Annotated in this window: 17 protein-coding genes; 11 read left to right on the top strand and 6 right to left on the bottom strand. The window is 61.2% G+C overall.

The window, feature by feature from the left end; genetic code table 11:
- The first annotated feature begins 284 nt into the window (after nucleotides 1–284).
- From FA04_RS24410 to FA04_RS36410, 5 genes are all read left to right on the top strand, one after another.
- Nucleotides 285–1097 (top strand): TIM barrel protein, encoded by an 813-nt coding sequence (locus FA04_RS24410; RefSeq protein WP_034800596.1) that lies wholly within the window; start codon nucleotides 285–287, stop codon nucleotides 1095–1097.
- A gap of 229 nt (nucleotides 1098–1326) precedes the next feature.
- Nucleotides 1327–2256, top strand: coding sequence for a sugar ABC transporter substrate-binding protein (locus FA04_RS24415; RefSeq protein ID WP_034800594.1), 930 nt, complete (start codon nucleotides 1327–1329; stop codon nucleotides 2254–2256).
- 165 nt (nucleotides 2257–2421) lie between these two features.
- Nucleotides 2422–3963 (top strand): sugar ABC transporter ATP-binding protein, encoded by a 1542-nt coding sequence (locus FA04_RS24420; RefSeq protein ID WP_034800591.1) that lies wholly within the window; start codon nucleotides 2422–2424, stop codon nucleotides 3961–3963.
- Between the two features lie 31 nt (nucleotides 3964–3994).
- A complete protein-coding gene (locus tag FA04_RS24425) occupies nucleotides 3995–5020 on the top strand; it encodes an ABC transporter permease (protein ID WP_034800589.1) in 1026 nt (341 codons plus the stop codon).
- 213 nt (nucleotides 5021–5233) lie between these two features.
- On the top strand, nucleotides 5234–5356 hold the full coding sequence (locus tag FA04_RS36410; protein WP_255381084.1) for a hypothetical protein: 123 nt from the start codon (nucleotides 5234–5236) through the stop codon (nucleotides 5354–5356).
- Between the two features lie 118 nt (nucleotides 5357–5474).
- Here FA04_RS36410 and FA04_RS24435 read toward each other — a convergent pair whose 3' ends face one another.
- The gene (locus FA04_RS24435; protein WP_034800585.1) at nucleotides 5475–6854 is read right to left on the bottom strand and encodes a sensor histidine kinase; all 1380 of its coding nucleotides are present in this window, start codon (nucleotides 6852–6854) and stop codon (nucleotides 5475–5477) included.
- Nucleotides 6851–7528 (bottom strand): response regulator transcription factor, encoded by a 678-nt coding sequence (locus FA04_RS24440; protein WP_034800583.1) that lies wholly within the window; start codon nucleotides 7526–7528, stop codon nucleotides 6851–6853. Before FA04_RS24440 ends, FA04_RS24435 begins: the two co-directional genes overlap by 4 nt.
- A gap of 77 nt (nucleotides 7529–7605) precedes the next feature.
- Here FA04_RS24440 and FA04_RS24445 point away from each other — a divergent pair, with 77 nt between their 5' ends.
- The gene (locus FA04_RS24445; protein WP_034800581.1) at nucleotides 7606–8673 is read left to right on the top strand and encodes an ABC transporter substrate-binding protein; all 1068 of its coding nucleotides are present in this window, start codon (nucleotides 7606–7608) and stop codon (nucleotides 8671–8673) included.
- Between the two features lie 60 nt (nucleotides 8674–8733).
- Here the strand turns inward: FA04_RS24445 and FA04_RS24450 are convergent, their stop codons facing one another.
- Complete coding sequence (locus FA04_RS24450; protein WP_034800579.1) at nucleotides 8734–9183, bottom strand: DUF1801 domain-containing protein; 450 nt, start codon at nucleotides 9181–9183, stop codon at nucleotides 8734–8736.
- 460 nt (nucleotides 9184–9643) lie between these two features.
- Between FA04_RS24450 and FA04_RS24455 the strand changes: the two genes are divergently transcribed.
- The 5 genes from FA04_RS24455 (at nucleotide 9644) to FA04_RS24475 (ending at nucleotide 13426) form a co-directional block, all read left to right on the top strand.
- Nucleotides 9644–10588, top strand: a complete 945-nt coding sequence (locus FA04_RS24455) for a Bug family tripartite tricarboxylate transporter substrate binding protein (protein WP_034800577.1) — start codon at nucleotides 9644–9646, stop codon at nucleotides 10586–10588.
- Nucleotides 10585–11076, top strand: a complete 492-nt coding sequence (locus FA04_RS24460; protein ID WP_034800575.1) for a tripartite tricarboxylate transporter TctB family protein — start codon at nucleotides 10585–10587, stop codon at nucleotides 11074–11076. The genes FA04_RS24455 and FA04_RS24460 overlap by 4 nt, the downstream gene beginning before the upstream one ends.
- A 14-nt stretch (nucleotides 11077–11090) precedes the next feature.
- Entirely contained in the window at nucleotides 11091–12608 is a 1518-nt protein-coding gene (locus FA04_RS24465; RefSeq protein WP_034800572.1) for a tripartite tricarboxylate transporter permease, read from the top strand.
- Nucleotides 12609–12813: 205 nt separating this feature from the next.
- On the top strand, nucleotides 12814–12981 hold the full coding sequence (locus tag FA04_RS24470; RefSeq protein WP_156553057.1) for a hypothetical protein: 168 nt from the start codon (nucleotides 12814–12816) through the stop codon (nucleotides 12979–12981).
- A gap of 277 nt (nucleotides 12982–13258) precedes the next feature.
- Nucleotides 13259–13426, top strand: coding sequence for a hypothetical protein (locus FA04_RS24475; RefSeq protein ID WP_089045876.1), 168 nt, complete (start codon nucleotides 13259–13261; stop codon nucleotides 13424–13426).
- 185 nt (nucleotides 13427–13611) lie between these two features.
- On the opposite strand, the gene FA04_RS24480 is transcribed toward FA04_RS24475, so the two are convergent.
- From FA04_RS24480 to virB11, 3 genes are all read right to left on the bottom strand, one after another.
- Nucleotides 13612–14058: a universal stress protein gene (locus tag FA04_RS24480; RefSeq protein ID WP_034800566.1), complete on the bottom strand. Its 447-nt coding sequence runs from the start codon at nucleotides 14056–14058 to the stop codon at nucleotides 13612–13614.
- 101 nt (nucleotides 14059–14159) lie between these two features.
- Nucleotides 14160–14480, bottom strand: a complete 321-nt coding sequence (locus FA04_RS24485; RefSeq protein WP_156553059.1) for a hypothetical protein — start codon at nucleotides 14478–14480, stop codon at nucleotides 14160–14162.
- Between the two features lie 54 nt (nucleotides 14481–14534).
- Nucleotides 14535–15527, bottom strand: a complete 993-nt coding sequence (gene virB11, locus FA04_RS24490; protein WP_034800562.1) for a P-type DNA transfer ATPase VirB11 — start codon at nucleotides 15525–15527, stop codon at nucleotides 14535–14537.
- Nucleotide 15528 lies beyond the last annotated feature (1 nt).

Consider the following 15528-nt stretch of genomic DNA (forward strand, 5'->3'; position numbering starts at 1 on the left):
TCCGGCCAAAAACCATCTCCCCTTCAGAAATGCAATTGCCAACTTGAAGCAGGAGCGATCGGAGATCTCTTAACCACTGGGAAGCATGTCAGAGAGAATTTGGTACCCACGCAGGAATGAAAGAATTCCATCACTGACGAAGGACAATCTTGCAGCAATGCAAGGCCTTTTCGCGCTGTGCTCTTTGACTGCGCTCCGACAGTTGGTGAATTGTCCGCAAGGTTATAAATGGAATGAACGTTCCATTTATAACCCATAGCCACCCCACTGGAGGAGACATTCCCGTGACCGCCCTGCCCTTCGCCCTCAATCACATGACGACGCCGAATCTACCGCTTGGCGACTTTTTCCAACTCGCCAAATCGCTCGGCATGACCTCTGTCGAAATCCGCAACGATCTCACCGGTAACGCCATCCTGGACGGCACGCCGGCGAAGGATGTCGCCGCCCTCGCCGGCCGTCACGGCATCACGATCATCTCGATCAATGCACTTCAACGTTTCAACGAATGGAACGAGGCCCGTCAGGCCGAAGCCGAAGAACTGATCGCCTATGCACGCGACTGCGGCGCCAAGGCCCTTGTCCTCGTTCCCGTAAACGACGGCACGGGCCAGGCCGATGGCGAACGCCAGGAAAATCTTCGCAAAGCTCTTTCGGCACTGAAGCCGATGATCGAAAAGGCCGGGATCATCGGCCTCGTCGAACCACTCGGCTTCGAAATCTGCTCACTGCGCTCGAAGACGGAGGCTGTCGAGGCAATCAAGGTCGTCGATGGTGAGAAGACCTTCCACCTCGTGCACGACACGTTTCACCACCACCTCGCCGGCGAGCCTGCGATATTTCCCGAGATGACCGGCCTCATCCACATTTCCGGGGTCGCGGATGAACGTGTCGCGGTGGCGGATCTGCGTGATTCGCACCGCGTTCTCGTCGATCGGAGCGACCTGCTCGACAATGTCGGACAGATTCGGCGCCTGCGCGCGGCGGGCTATGCAGGGCCACTCTCCTTTGAGCCATTTGCCGCCGAAGTCCACGGATTGGCGGATCCCGCCGCCGCGGTGGGACAGAGCGTGGATTACATCCGAGGCCATATCTAAGCTCCCCCGGCGCGAGGCGGGCAAATCAGCAGCGGGCGCCGCATCAGGCCTTGACGGCGTCCGTATAAAATGGAATACATATTCCGTAATCGCAATTTGCTGGTTCGTTTATTCCGTTTTGTTCGAAAGCGCAGCGGGAGTGCCGCTTTCGAAATGAATGAGCGCAATCGGCCATTGCGTCCCCGGCAGGAGAAGGTGGCGCCGGGCACCATTGTGGAGGAGAAAGACAATGAAGAAATTTGTGCTCAGCACAGCGCTGGCGATGATGATGTCGACGGCAGCCCATGCCGAGACCATCGGCGTATCCATGGCCCTTTTCGACGACAATTTCCTGACGGTCTTGCGCAACGGCATGTCCGACTACGCCAAGACGCTCGATGGGGTCGAACTGCAGATCGAAGACGCGCAGAACGACGTCTCCAAGCAGCAGAGCCAGATCCAGAACTTCATCGCCGCCGGCGTGACCGCGATCATCGTCAACCCGGTCGATACGGATGCGACGGCTGCCATGTCGAAGATCGCAGCGGATGCCGGCATCCCGCTCGTCTACGTCAACCGCGAACCGGTCAACGTGGACACGCTGCCGGATAAGCAGGCTTTCGTGGCATCGAACGAGCAGGAATCCGGCACGCTGCAGACGCAGGAAATCTGCAAGATGCTCGGCGGCAAGGGCAAGGCCGTCGTGATGATGGGCGAACTGTCCAACCAGGCCGCCCGCATGCGCACCAAGGACATCCACGACGTACTTGCCACCGACCAGTGCAAGGGCATTGAGATCGTCGAGGAGCAGACCGCCAACTGGTCGCGTACGCAGGGCTCGGACCTGTTGACGAACTGGCTTTCGGCCGGTCTTGAGTTTGACGCCGTCATCTCCAACAACGACGAAATGGCGATCGGCGCGATCCAGGCGCTGAAGGCCGCGGGTCGTTCGATGGACAGCGTCGTCATCGGCGGCATCGACGCTACGCAGGATGCGCTCGCTGCGATGGCTGCCGGCGACCTTGACGTCACGGTGTTCCAGAACGCCGCCGGCCAGGGCAAGGGCTCGGTCGACGCCGCACTGAAGCTCGCAAAGGGCGAGCCGGTGGACAAGAAGGTCTACATTCCCTTCGAGCTCGTCACCAAGGACAACCTCGACAAGTACCAGGCGAAGAACTGATCGCCACAGTCGGGAGCGCGGGCAAACCCGCGCTCCCCCTTTAAAATGCAGGTCCGTCCGCAAATGCCTGCGTCCAATGGATGCCGCATGCGGTAAGATGGGCTGGTCACCCGCCAGCGACGAGGACTTTCCGCGACAGCCGGAAACGACGGGGAGGCAAGGAACATGACGCTCAGTCCGACAACGATGGCAGCCGTGCGCGCCAGCGGCGCGGTACCCAAAGCCGAATATCTTCTTTCTGCAGAAGGCATCCGCAAGGAATTCCCTGGTGTCGTCGCGCTCGACGATGTCGAGTTCAAGCTGAAGCGCGGCACGGTACATGCGCTGATGGGCGAAAACGGCGCCGGCAAATCGACGCTGATGAAGATCCTCGCCGGCATCTACACGCCCGACAAAGGCGACGTGAAGCTTAAAGGTGCCGAAATCCGGCTGAAGTCGCCGCTCGACGCCCTCGAAAACGGCATCGCCATGATCCATCAGGAGCTGAACCTGATGCCGTTCATGACGGTCGCGGAAAACATCTGGATCCGCCGGGAACCGAAGAACCGCTTTGGCTTCGTCGATCACGGCGAGATGAAGCGCATCACCGCCCGCCTGTTCGATCGCCTGAAGATCAAGATCGATCCGGAGATCGAGGTCCGCCACCTCTCGGTGGCCAACCGGCAGATGGTCGAGATCGCCAAGGCGGTCTCCTACGAATCCGACGTGTTGATCATGGACGAGCCGACGTCTGCGCTGACCGAGCGCGAGGTCGCGCACCTTTTCGAAATCATCCGGGATCTGCGCGAACAGGGCATCGGCATCGTCTACATCACCCACAAAATGAACGAGCTGTTCGAGATCGCCGACGAATTCTCGGTTTTCCGCGACGGCAAGTTTATCGGCACCCACGCCTCAAGCGACGTTACCCGCGACGACATCATCCGCATGATGGTTGGTCGCGAGATCACCCAGATGTTTCCGAAGGAAGAAGTGCCGATCGGCGACGTTGTCCTGTCGGTCAAGAACCTCGCGCTTGACGGCGTCTTCCGCGACGTCTCCTTCGACGTCCGCGCCGGCGAAATCCTCGGCATTGCCGGCCTCGTCGGCTCCGGGCGCTCGAACGTCGCCGAAACCCTCTTCGGCGTCACGCCTGCAAGCTCCGGCACGATTTCAATCGACGGCAAGACACTTTCAATCGACAGCCCGAACACGGCGATCCGCAACCGCATGGCGTTTCTGACCGAAGACCGCAAGGACACCGGCTGTCTCCTGATCCTCGACATTCTCGAAAACATGCAGATTGCCGTGCTCCAGGATCGTTTCGTCAAGGGCGGCTTCGTGACCGAAAAACAGGTCACGGCGGCCTGCGAAGAAATGAGCCGCAAGCTGCGTGTCAAGACGCCGAACCTGCAGGAGCGCATCGAGAACCTCTCGGGCGGCAACCAGCAGAAGGTGTTGATCGGCCGCTGGCTGCTCACAAATCCGCGCATCCTGATCCTCGACGAGCCGACACGCGGCATTGATGTCGGCGCCAAGGCGGAAATTCACCGTCTCGTCACCGAACTCGCGCGCAACGGCGTCGCCGTCATCATGATCTCCTCGGAGATGCCCGAAGTGCTCGGTATGAGCGACCGCATCATGGTCATGCACGAGGGCCGCGTCACCGGCTTCCTCGACAGGGCCGAAGCAACCCAGATCAAGGTCATGGAGCTCGCCGCGAGCTGAGCGGGAAACGACCCCAAAGGGAGGACTGAAAATGGATACCAATGTCGCCGCACAGGGAGCGAGCGCACCGCTCTCAGGAACAAGGCGCCGCTTGCCGCCTGAATTCAACATCTTCCTGGTCTTGATCGGCATCGCGCTGGTCTATGAGATCCTCGGCTGGATTTTCGTCGGCCAGAGCTTCCTCATGAACCCGCAGCGCCTGACGATCATGATCCTGCAAGTGTCCGTGATTGGCATCATCGCCGTCGGCGTCACCCAGGTCATCATAACGGGCGGCATCGACCTTTCCTCCGGCTCCGTCGTCGGCATGACGGCGATGATCTCGGCAAGCGTCGCCCAGGCCTCCACCTGGCCGCGCGCGCTCTATCCGTCCTTGACCGATATGCCGGCGATCGTCCCGATCGGGCTTGGCATCGGCATCGGGCTACTCGCCGGCTTTATCAACGGCCAGCTGATTGCCCGCACGAAGATCCCGCCCTTCATCGCCACGCTCGGCATGATGGTTTCGGCACGCGGCATTTCCAAGTGGTACACCAAGGGCCAGCCGGTCTCGGGTCTCACCGATCAGTTCAACTTCATCGGAACCGGCATCTGGCCCGTCATCGTCTTCCTGGTCGTCGCGCTCATCTTCCACATCGCGCTGCGCTACACTCGCTACGGCAAGTTCACCTATGCGATCGGCGCCAATGTGCAGGCAGCCCGTGTCTCCGGCATCAATGTCGAGGCGCATTTGATCAAGGTCTATGCCATCGCCGGCATGCTGGCGGGCCTCGCCGGTGTCGTCACGGCTGCCCGTGCGCAGACAGCACAGGCCGGCATGGGCGTCATGTACGAACTCGACGCGATCGCCGCGACCGTTATCGGCGGAACCTCGCTGACGGGTGGCGTCGGCCGGGTCACCGGCACGGTCATAGGCACCATCATCCTTGGCGTCATGACCTCAGGCTTCACCTTCCTTCGGGTCGACGCCTACTACCAGGAAATCGTCAAGGGCCTGATCATCGTCGCGGCTGTCGTGATCGACGTCTATCGACAGAAGAACCGCAAGAAGGCCTGAGTCCCAAAAGCAATACTCTCCTCCCAGTGAAGCCAACTGGCCGGGATGATGAAAGTCATCCCGGCATTTTATTTTGTTCAGAAGGCTATATCGCCAGGCTCAAGCCGTTTTCCACATATGCTTGGCGCGCAGGGCTGCCCCGGCGCACACGCTCTGGCAAAGTCCTTGGCGATGCACTATAAGACAGGCGTTCAAAACTATTGGAGACTTCCCATGTTGTCGCAGCGCAAGCTTGCGAGCCAGTTTCAGCCGCGTTTCGTTCTTCAGCTTTGGAACGCGATGCTGCGGGTACAGACCCGCGAGACAGCTTCCTTCTTCGGCCACCGCGGCCGCTAAGCAAGACCCCAAAAAACCTGAATTGCCCCAGCCGCGTGAGCGTGTCGCCCGACCGCTCGCAGATGGCTTTCGCTCAACCGGCCCGCATTTGGCGGCGCTGGGCTGAGCCTATTCATGCTTAGCCCTCTGGAAAGCGGATGGTCACCTTGAGGCCGCGGCCGTCAGCCCCCTCACTGAGGCTGGTTGTCGCGCCGTAAAGCTCGGCAATCTCTTCGACGATCGGCAGCCCGAGCCCTGAGCCGGGCGCGTCACTGCCGCCACGCTCGAAACGCCTGAGCACCGTCTCGTGCAATTCCGGCCGAATGCCCGGTCCGTTATCCTCCACCTCCAGCGACACCGAACCGTCCCGCGCAAAGACACGGCTCGTCACTTCTGCACCGCGACCGGCATAAAGCAGCGCGTTGCCGATCAGGTTCTTGAGCAGTTCACCGATGAGCAACGGCTCGGCACGGATGAAAGCCTCACCACCACCGTCAAAGCCGAGATCGATATCCGCGTCGCCGGCCGCCGGCACATGCTCTGCCGTTATCTCCCGCACCAGTTCGACCAAATCGATGCGCTCCAGCGAACGTGCCTCATCCTTGCCGGCAGCATCGATCTTCGCCATCAGCAGCAGCTGCCCCAGAATGCGCTCGGCATTGGCGACCGCCTCGTCGGCCTTTTTCACAGCACTTCTCGTCTCCTCGATCGAGCCGGCGCGTTGCGCCAGGGCGAGTTGCGTGCGGATGATGGCGAGCGGCGTGCGCAGCTGGTGGCTGGCATTGCCGGTGAAATTGCGAAGCGCATCGAGCGCCGACTGCAAGCGCCCCATGAAGGAATTGACCGTGTCGACGAGGCCCTGGACTTCGTTCGGAACCCGCTCGCCGATCGGATGCAGATCGTCCGGACTGCGCTCCGAGATCGCGTCACCCAGCCTGTAGAGCGGCCGCAAGGAAAACGTAACCGCGATCCAGACGATCATCGCCGCACCGGCAATCATCATGCCGAGGCGGAGCGCCGAGCGCACCAGGATCGTCTGCGCCAGATGTCGGCGCGCGATTGTCGTTTCGGCAACCGTGACCACGAAGGGCACGGAATTGATGCCGGTTGACGCGGAGCGGCGAAGGGCGGCAATGCGGATCGGTTCGCCGCGGAAGATCGAATCCGCAAAGGTGGTCGATGCGCCGGGCTCCTCCGCCAGCGACGGCAGCGTCTGGTAGCCGGTGATGAACTGGCCGGGCGGGCCATCGACCCGGTAGAACACCCGGTCCTGCGCGGCCGACGTCAGCATTTCCAGCGCGACATAGGGGATGTCGACTTCGAGCGACCCGTCTTCCGCCACGACCACGCGCTCGGCGATTGCCAGCGCCGAGCCGGCAAGCACCCGATCGGAAACGACGTTGGCGGTCGTCACGGCCTCCCGATAGGTATCCATCAGTGCAATGACCCCGATCACCACCGTCGAGATCAACAGCCAGCCAAGCAGGCGCCGGCGGAGGGAATAGACCGTCGTCCTCATTCCGGCCCGGCCGCCTTGTCGAGATAGTAGCCGATGCCGCGGGCGGTGCGCACGGTCAGCCCATGCGGCGCGAGCCGCTTGCGCAGCCTGCTGACATATTGTTCGATCGCGTTGGAGCTCAAGTCGTCGTCGAACCCTGTCAGCGACTGCATGATCGCATCCTTGGCGACCACCTTGCCGGCACGCATGAACAGAAGCTCCAGAAGTCCGAGCTCGCGCGCCGGGATCTCGATCGGCGCGCCGCCGGACGAGAAGCTGCGGGTGTTGAGATCGAGTGACACATTGCCGTAACTGACGGTCGAGGCCCTGAGGCCCGCCTGACGGCGCAAGAGCACGCGCACGCGCGCTTCGAGCTCGCCGACGTCGAAAGGTTTGATCATGTAGTCGTCGGCGCCGAGGTCGAGCCCCTTGATCCGCTCTTCGGGCGCGCCCCTTGCCGTCAGGATCAAGACCGCGGCGCGGTTCTGGCGAGCACGCATCGCCCTCAGCACATCGAGGCCATCCATTTCAGGCAGATTGAGATCGAGAATGACAAGATCGAACGTTTCGGTGGCGGCCACCGCATGCGCCGACGCACCGTCACTGACGACATCGACGGCGTAGCCGCTGCCGCGCAAGATAGCCGACAGGCCCTCGGCCAGGTCCTGGTTGTCCTCAACAAGCAAGATACGCAACTATCATCACTCCCCCGACCACCTTATCCGCCGACGCCTTGCTTGTGAACGGTACGACACTGAGGCATTGTGGATTCATGCGGTTCTTGATTTCTTTTCTTTTTTTTGCCCTTTGTCCTCAGCTGCTCCTTGCGGCCCCTATCATATTCCCGGCCCTTTCCGGCAAAGCGGACGTGCGCACGCTGGTCGTCTATTCATCACTCGACGAGCCGCTCGCAAAGCCGATGATCATCGGTTTCCAGCGGGCCAATCCGGACGTTACCGTGCGCTATGAGGACATGCTGACCGGAGAAATCTACGACCGCATCATCAAGGAGACCGACGCCGGAATGAAGACGGCGGACTTCGCCTTTTCTTCCGCCATGGACCTGCAAGTCAAGCTCAGCAACGACGGTTACGCCCAGCGCAGCGATTTGCCGATGAGCGACCGCTGGCCCGCCTGGGCCAACTGGCGCAACACGGCTTATGCGCTGACCTTCGAGCCTGCCGTCTTCGTCTATCACAAGCCGAGCTTCACCAAGGAGAAACCGCCGTCGACGCGCGCGGAATTCGTCGATTACCTGAAGCGCCAGGGCGCGGCCGTCTTCGGCAGGATCGGAACCTATGACATCGAGCGGTCCGGCGTCGGCTTCCTCTTCATGTCGCGCGACCAGGAACAGTTCGGCGATATCTGGGATGTCATCCAGGCGATGGGGGCGGCCGGCGTCAAACTCTACTCGACGAGCGAAGCAATCCTCGAGCGTGTCGCCGACGGCCGCTTCGTGCTCGGCTACAACATCCTCGGATCCTATGCGGCGGACTGGGCGGCACGGCATCCGGATGTCGGCATCGTTCTGCCGAAGGATTATACCGTGGTGATGTCGCGCATCGGCCTCGTCCCGCAAGCTGCCGCCTCCCCCGACCTCGGCCGGCGCTATCTTGAATTCTTCATGTCGAAGGAAGGCCAGACGATTATGGCCCGGGAGTTGCAAATCCCGGCCGTCAGCCCCGAGGTGGCGGGAGAAAATACCGCCAACACCATGCAGGAGATGCTTGGCGGCCAGTTGCGCCCCGTCCCGGTAAGCCCGGGACTGATGGTCTATCTCGATCAGGTAAAGCGCTCACGGCTGATTGCCAAATGGAACGAGGTTCTGAGGCTCCATTGAAGACGACGGACCGGAAGCGCGGCGCTCCCGGTCCGATCGCAAATCCCGCCACCTTCAGGCTTAAGCCTTGTTCCGCGTACGCCCGGACCGTAGGGCCTGCGCGGAAAGGTTCAGTTCGACGGCAGCAAGCACCAACGCCTTCAACGCCTCTTCGTCGATCGCCTCGCCCTCGTGGATATCGATGGCGCGCCGGACATTGCCGTCAAGGCTGGAATTGAAAAGACCTGCCGGATCGTCGAGTGCTGCCCCCTTGGCGAAAGTCATTTTCACAACCGCTTTATAGGTCTCGCCGGTACAGATGATGCCGGCATGCTCCCAGACCGGGACGCCTCGCCATTTCCATTCCTCGACGACGTCAGGATCCGCTTCCTTGATCAGCTTGCGTATCTTCGCAAGCGTCGCACCGCGCCAGTCGCCAAGTTCCGCGATCCTCGCGTCAATCTGCCCGGAGGCAGAAGCGGCGGCTTCTGCCGCATCGTCGTTTTTCGCCTTGGTCGTCGCTTTTGCCATCGTATTTACTCTCCCATCATCCTTGCCGGAGCTCGCCTTCAGGCGGGGCCGGTGCAAACCGTCTTCGCCTTTGTCGGCGTTGCTCCTCATACCTAGGCTCGGGCCGGCTGGCGGCAATATCCGAGCAACGATTCGTGGTACCGTCGCGAAATCCGGTCGGGACCTGGCTCAATTTGAACGCCGGGAACCGGCAACATCGCCTGTCAGCGCATGCGAGAACCTAAAATTCCGTAAACGATGAGGCAGGATTTTCGCATTCGGGGCTTGATGTCAGCTAAATGTCAGCTTTCTATGGTGCCTTAAGGTCACTGGCACCCGTGGAGGCGGGCCGCCGGTTGCGTACTGGGAGGAAGCCACCAATCCGGTCAAGCGATAAGGGTCGAAAGAGCCCGTCGCCGTCTTCCCGTTCGCACACAGCAACAACGTGCGCGGTGAAAACGCGCCTCACGGAGGACTGACCTTGAAACATATTTTCCTCGCAACGATTCTCGCCGGTGCGATGTCGCTCCCGGCTGTTGCCGCTGATTACACGATCATTGCACCTGCAAACCCGGGCGGCGGCTGGGACCAGACGGCGCGTTCGCTGCAGACGGTCATGCAGCAGGAAGGCATCTCCGGCAACGTTCAGGTTCAGAACGTGCCGGGCGCCGGCGGCACCATCGGTCTCGCCCAGTTCGCAAGCCAGCAGAAGGGCAACCCGAACGCCCTGATCGTCGGCGGCTACGTCATGGTCGGTGCAATCCTCACCAACAAGTCCCCGGTCACTCTTAAGGACGTCACGCCGATCGCGCGTCTCACCGGCGAATACGAAGCGGTCGTCGTTCCGGCCTCGTCCGACATCAAGACCATGGGCGACCTCGTCGAAGCCCTGAAGAAGGATCCGGGCGCCGTGTCCTGGGCTGGCGGCTCGGCCGGCGGTACCGACCACATCGCCGTTGGCCTGATCGCCAAGGCGGCCGGCGTCGATCCGACCAAAATCAACTACATCGCCTATTCCGGCGGCGGTGAAGCGCTTGCTGCTATCCTCGGCAGCCAGGTTACCGCAGGTATCTCGGGCTACGGCGAGTTCGAATCGCAGGTCAAGGCCGGCACGCTCCGCCTGCTCGCCGTCTCCAGCGCCGAGCGCATTGCCGGCGTCGATGCTCCAACGCTGAAAGAATCGGGCGTTGACGTCGTCGTCGAGAACTGGCGCATGGTCGCAGCCGCTCCTGGCCTCTCGGACGAGCAGAAGGCCGCCGTTTCGGCCGATATCGAGAAGCTCGCGAAGTCCGCTGGCTGGCAGGAAGTCCTGAAGACCAAGGGCTGGCAGGACAGCTATCTCGCCGGCGATGCGTTCAAAGCCCAGCTCGACAAGGACGTTGCGGCGACCGAGGGCGTTCTCAAGGACATTGGACTGGTGAAATGATCAAGGGGCATCACCCTTCAACTGCAACGCGTCGCCCGGATCGGGCGGCGCTTTTCATCGCGGTGGTTCTCGCCGCTATCGCTGGACTCATTTTCTGGGATGTGTCGCGCCTGACGGGCGCTGCCGGCTACTCCCAGGTCGGGCCGACGACGGTCCCCTATGCGATCGCCTGCTGTCTTTTCGGCCTTGCGATCTGGACCGCGATCGAAGCGTTTCGCGGCGATTTTCCAGAGCGTGAGCACCAGGAAGTCGCTCCGGTTATCTGGATCGTCGGTGGTCTTGCCGCCCAGATGCTGCTGTTGAACATTGCAGGCTTCTCGATCGCCACCGGCATTCTGTTCGCGTTGACCGCACGCGGTTTCGGCAAGCGCAAGCTTTGGTTCTCGCTCCCCGTCGGCATTGCGATCTGCTTTGTCGTGTGGGTGATCTTCGCCAAGCTGCTGCTCCTGTCGCTGCCCGCGGGGCCGCTTGAACGCCTGTTCTTCTAAGAGGGCCGACGACCATGGCTACTTTTGAATTCCTGATGCAGGGATTGCTGGTTGCTGCGCAGCCAATGAACCTGCTCTACGCGCTGATCGGCGTAACGCTCGGCACGGCGGTCGGCGTCCTGCCCGGCATCGGCCCGGCACTGACCGTGGCGCTCCTGCTGCCGGTCACCTACCGTCTCGATCCCGGCGGCTCGCTGATCATGTTTGCCGGCATCTATTACGGCGGCATGTATGGCGGCTCGACCACGTCGATCCTGTTGAACACGCCCGGTGAAAGCGCCTCGATCGTGACTGCGCTCGAAGGCAACAAGATGGCGAGGGCGGGTCGCGGCGGGCCCGCACTGGCAACGGCCGCGATCGGCTCCTTCGTCGCCGGCCTGATCGCCACGCTTGCTCTTGCCTTCATCGCGCCTTACATCGTCAAGCTGGCCCTGGTTTTCGGTCCGCGCGAATATTTCGCGCTGATGGTTCTCGCCTTTGTCACCGTTTCCTCCGCCTTCGGCGACAGCACCCTTCGCGGTCTGACATCGCTGTTTGTCGGCCTGGCGCTTTCAGTCATCGGCATCGACCAACTGACCGGCCAGGCACGTCTTTCCTTTGGCGTTCCCGAATTGCTTGACGGCATCGAAGTCACGACGCTCGCCGTTGCCATGTTCGCCATCGGCGAGACGCTCTACATCGCTGCACAGGGCGACAAGGGGCCCGACAAGGTCGAGGCCGTCCGTGGCTCTGTATGGATGAATGCGGCCGACTGGGCACGCTCCTGGAAGGCGTGGCTGCGCGGTACCCTCATCGGCTTCCCGATCGGCGCCATGCCGGCTGGCGGCGCTGAGATCGGCACCTTCCTGTCCTACGCCACCGAAAAGCGTCTGACGAAGCATCCGGAAGAATTCGGCAATGGCGCGATCGAAGGCGTCGCCGGTCCGGAAGCGGCCAACAACGCCTCGGCCGCTGGCACGCTCGTGCCGCTCCTGACGCTTGGCCTGCCGACCACGGCAACCGCGGCGATCATGCTTGCCGGCTTCCAGCAGTATGGCCTCCAGCCCGGACCGCTGCTGTTTGCGACCAATCCGCAGCTCGTCTGGGGCCTGATCGCCAGCCTTCTGATCGCCAACTTCATGTTGCTGGTTCTGAACCTGCCGCTCATCGGTCTTTGGGTGAAGCTGCTGACAGTTCCGAAGCCTTGGCTCTATGCCGGCATCCTGCTGTTTGCCACGCTCGGCACGATCGGGGCCAACCCGTCGGTCTACGAGCTCGGCATGTTGCTCGCCTTCGGCCTGCTCGGTTACGCGATGCGCATCTTTGGATATCCGATCGCGCCTGTCGTCGTCGGCCTGATCCTGGGCCCGCTCGCCGAACAGCAGCTGCGCCGCGCGCTCGCGATCAGCCAGGGGGACTACTCGGTCCTGTTCACCTCGCCGATTGCCGCAGGCCTCCTGATCATCGCAGCTGCAGCGCTGATCGTACCGCTCATCCTTCGGGCCCGTGGCCGCGGCGAAGTCCTTGCGCAGCTCGCCGCCAACGAAGACTAAGCCCCAAAACAATCGGGTCCGGAACCCCTTTCGGACCCGATCGACATAGCGCCTCCTCCCAAGGCCTATCCGAAGGCCCGGCCGGTTTGAAAACCGACCGGGCCTGCTTCCTTTGCATGGCTGGCCTGTCCGATTGTGCATTGCAATAAGACCGACCAAACCCCATCTTTTGCTCATCAAAGAGAAAACGAAAGCGAGCAAGAAGATGGTTACCACAACTTACCACAAGGGTTTCATCGGTCGTGCATTCGCAGTTCTCGGCGCCGCTAGCGCTGCCGCCGCCGCTGTCGAAGGTCACCGCCGCCCGAAGGCAAGCGACCTGCGTACGCTGGGCATCGATCCGGCGAACTTCCCGGACACGCGCCGCGGCTAACATATTCCAGCGCCCCGAGGGGCGCCTTATCCTCCCAAGGATAGAACGGCTCGGGGTCGAGAGACCACCGAGCCGTTGTTTTTCCGGCAGCCGGCATCTTCAGCCCCCGCCACTTCATAGACCCGGCTCAAGAGGGCAGACGGTCCGACGCCCACTCGTCCCAAGTTGAAGCAGCGTGCTTCCGTTGCATGGCTGGCCTGTCCGATTGTGCATTGCAATAAGACCGACCAAACCCCATCTTTTGCTCATCAAAGAGAAAACGAAAGCGAGCAAGAAGATGACTACCACAACCTATCACAAGGGTTTCATCGGTCGTGCATTCGCAGTTCTCGGCGCTGCTAGCGCTGCCGCCGCCGCTGTCGAAGGTCACCGCCGCCCGAAGGCAAGCGACCTGCACACGCTGGGCATTGATCCGGCGAACTTCCCCGACACGCGCCGCGGCTAACAAATTCCAGCGCCCACGAGGGCGCCTTATCCTTCCAAGGATGATGAAGAACGGCTCGGGGTCGAGAGACCACCGGGCCGTTGCCATTATGGAAAAGCGCGTCCCTCCTCGTCGGGGTTCGTCGAACGCCGACAACGCGTTGGCGGCGTATGTAGGACATCAACGAGGCGTCGCGCGACGTCGCCTCACTTCTTCGCGCGATAGATCAATACCGGTATCGTGGAGTGAGCCAGCACCTTGGCAGCTACGCTGCCGAGCATCAGGCTTCCGACGCCACTGCGACCATGGGACGCCATGATGATGAGATCGGCATCTTTGTATATCGCCTGGTCGCAGATTGCGCGGTAGACCTCGTGGCTGCGGACCTGCTCCGTCTGGCACTCCACGCCTTCCGCCGCAGCCTTGCGCGCTAAAGCCGCGAGCATTTCCGCGGCATGCTTGCTGGCCAGCGCCTCGTATTCGGTGCGCGTGCTCGACAACTGCTCGGGATCGACCGAATAGAGGTCGAATGGTTCGGTAACGGCAAGGATGTTCACTCGTGCGCCGACGTCCTTTGCAAAGGTTATGCCTGCATCGACAGCGATTGTTGCTAAGGGCGAGCCGTCGGTGGGTATAAGAATATTGCGAAACATGGGATCCTCCTCTTCCAAGCTCCAGAGGAAGCTTAGTGCCTGGAGCGGCCTATTCCTTTGATCCCGATCAACGTTCCGGATTTCAGCAGGGAGGCGAATACTTAGCGACCTTTGTCGAAGCGGAAAAAATGTCGCAGTCGCCGCCGCAGGATGACGGACCAAGGCACCTCGGCATTGATCGCCTGGTAGCCAGCTTGTGTCAGCGAGAATTCAACGCGACCGTCATCTACCTCTCTTCGCGTGATGTATTGCATGTTCAGGGCGCGAAAGACCGTCGGGTGCAGTTCCGGTGGCCAGTAGATTTCATCTCCCGGCACCCGATAGGCGCCGGCGTTGTAGAGCTCCTCAAGCACGTTCCTTAAATCACTAGCCAGCATCGGATTTTTATCGCGCGCAGCGTGCGGTTTGGCAATGTGCGACACGACGACCTAAGGAGATAGATCGTCGTTCCAGTGCCGTTCCTAAACATCTATTCGTCAATGGGCCCTGAAATAGACTTCCGTTACGCGAAACTGCCCATCGATGCGCTTGCATTGTACGATGACGTCAATGGCGATTTTCAAGAGTTCGCGAATGTCGGTGCGCTGCAGGTATTGTCCGCCCTCCGATTCCTTTACCAGAAGGGTCAACTGTTCAAACGCCAATCTCGCGGAGTCAGCGTGCACCGTTGTGATTGAGCCGGGATGCCCAGAGTTCACGTTGCGGATGTAATAGAAAGCCGTCCCATCGCGCAGTTCCTGCAGTAGGATTCGATCGGGCCGCATGCGCAGACAGGATTCCAGGAGCTCCCTCACGCCAACTTTGGCGAGCCCCTGACCTCCCTTGGAATAGAATAACCGCGCGTGGTTCGGCTGACGAATCACGAGTTCCGGCGTGTCTTCGATAGAGATGACCCGCTCATCATCCGGAATATGACGAATGAGTGCCTTGGAGAGCGTTGTCTTCCCCGACCCCGTCGCTCCTGAGATAACGATATTCTTCCGGGCCAGCACCGCCTGGCGAAGGAACTCGGCCCACGCGCCCCTTTGATGCAGATCGATGAGTTTCCGGTCCGTCGCACCGGCCATGTGACTGCCGGGCGCCATGTCAGTAAACAAGCCACCCTGCTCAAGGTCGCCAAGACTTAATGCGGCAGACGAGGGCTTCCGGATGGTGATGCTGACCGTGTTCCGAGTGGTCGCAGGCGGGATGACGATCTGGATTCGCTCATTCCCCGGCAGTGTTGCCGACAGGATCGGTCTCGTTTCATCGATGGATTGATGGGAAAGACTAGCCACGGCCCTGGCGAGGCGCATCAGCTTTTCAAAGGATAGCTCCGGCAGATCATGGGTCCGCCATCCACCGGAGCCTTCTGTCAGCACCTGCCCTGGCCTATTGACGATCACTTCGTAGAGCGAGGGGTCGTCAAGGTACGGCATGAACGGAGACAGAAGTTCACGAACGACTGTCGCATCAGGACCTTCGGTCATC

Origin of the sequence: Ensifer adhaerens (assembly GCF_000697965.2) — a bacterium.
Classification (GTDB): Bacteria; Pseudomonadota; Alphaproteobacteria; order Rhizobiales; family Rhizobiaceae; genus Ensifer; species Ensifer adhaerens.